Origin of the sequence: Geobacillus sp. WSUCF1 (assembly GCF_000422025.1) — a bacterium.
Lineage (GTDB): Bacteria > Bacillota > Bacilli > Bacillales > Anoxybacillaceae > Geobacillus > Geobacillus zalihae.
Window position 1 is genome coordinate 1 of sequence record NZ_ATCO01000191.1, and the last position, 1407, is coordinate 1407.

General features: G+C 41.6%; 1 protein-coding gene and 1 pseudogene. Both read right to left on the minus strand.

Annotated elements, in window-relative coordinates:
• Positions 1-281: 281 nt before the first annotated feature.
• Complete coding sequence (locus I656_RS01630; RefSeq protein ID WP_015375798.1) at positions 282-851, minus strand: type II toxin-antitoxin system PemK/MazF family toxin; 570 nt, start codon at positions 849-851, stop codon at positions 282-284.
• Positions 852-1065: 214 nt separating this feature from the next.
• A pseudogene (locus I656_RS20000) lies at positions 1066-1407 on the minus strand (transposase); the annotation flags it as partial.

Below are 1407 nucleotides of genomic sequence, written 5' to 3' on the forward strand. Positions count from 1 at the left end.
AGTGGGGGTAGTTGACGTCTAACCTGTTTAGGTGAGAATGGGAATAACAACTTTCGGTGAAGGTGTATAAGAGAGAGTTCACAAGATGCAAAGTCAGCGAAACACGTAAAAAGCCGCCCCGTAAATGGGGCGGCTTTTCCTTTTGGACCGCGCATGCGGCGGTCAGTTGAAAAATATTTTTGGCCGCACTTGAGTTCAAGGAACTCAAAGGGCATTATTTATCGTATGCTTGTTTTCCGAATCTCATGCAAAGAAAATAATAAAGCATTTTGACAGAAGTGTCAAGAACGGTTTTCTGGATCTTTTCTAAGTTTAGTGTACATCCTACGGATTTTTTCGTCAATCAAGTCCATTTGTTCGCTTGTTAATTTGAAAACGCCGTCTTTTGCTTTTTTGGGTTTGAAAATGCGAATTTTGCTTATAGGGCGCATTTGGTTTGGAATGGCCACTGCCTTTTTTTCGTTCAGTCCCTCAATCGTACCTAAAAAGACCGAGTCTTTATGTACATCCTGTTCTGTTTCGTTTTCGTCTAATGAAGATAAAGGAACGACGTTGACGACGGGATTGTTTTTTGAACTATCGCGAATGACAACAGCATAGTGCATGCCGCCGAATTCAGCGCCAACATTAAAGCCAAAATGCGCTAAAACGATTTCTGACCGCTTATAAGCTCTTAGGTAAGATGGGGCAAATGTTTCTTCCCAGACGAGATATTTGTTTTGTGTTTCAAGCCACTCAATAAATATTCTTCCCCGCTTTTCGTCCATATTCTCAATGATTTTTTGCAGTTCCATTAGCTGTCTATTCATTTCTCTTACCAAATCTTTATTCTCATGCAACTTTTTTAACAAGGCTTCTCCTCCCTTTCCATTATAATAGATGAACGAAATGTTGTCTCTTTAATGTTCAAATGCTTGGCGATCGCAGTCATGCTGTCTATGTCGGATTCGGCCATCATGATTTTTAAAGTGTGCTTAAGTCCTATGCCATCTAGAAATTTTTTCTAATATTTTCACTTACCAACAATTATAACACTAAAACATCGAATATTTTATAATATTCATCATTGAGCACCGTCTGATGTGAGATCAACACGCCCGCCGTGGATGTCCTTCATGGCTGCCTCCGTCATGCGGGAGAACATCACGAAGTTGACGTGGTACGTCAATACGAGCCCCCAGAATGTGCGGTGAAACGGCCATCCGGGACAAATCGACCTTCAGTTTGATGAGTGATGATGGAACCAAAGGGAGAAAGTCAAACAGGAACTCCCGGAATCGACACTGCAACTCGAAGGCTTGAGAATCTTGCTTGAAACGTCAGCGCTCCTTCTTGGTCATCCGGCGAAGATTGGCTTAGTAAAACGGGCAATCGTTGTTCTTGCACTTGTAGATGTGGTATTTTTTT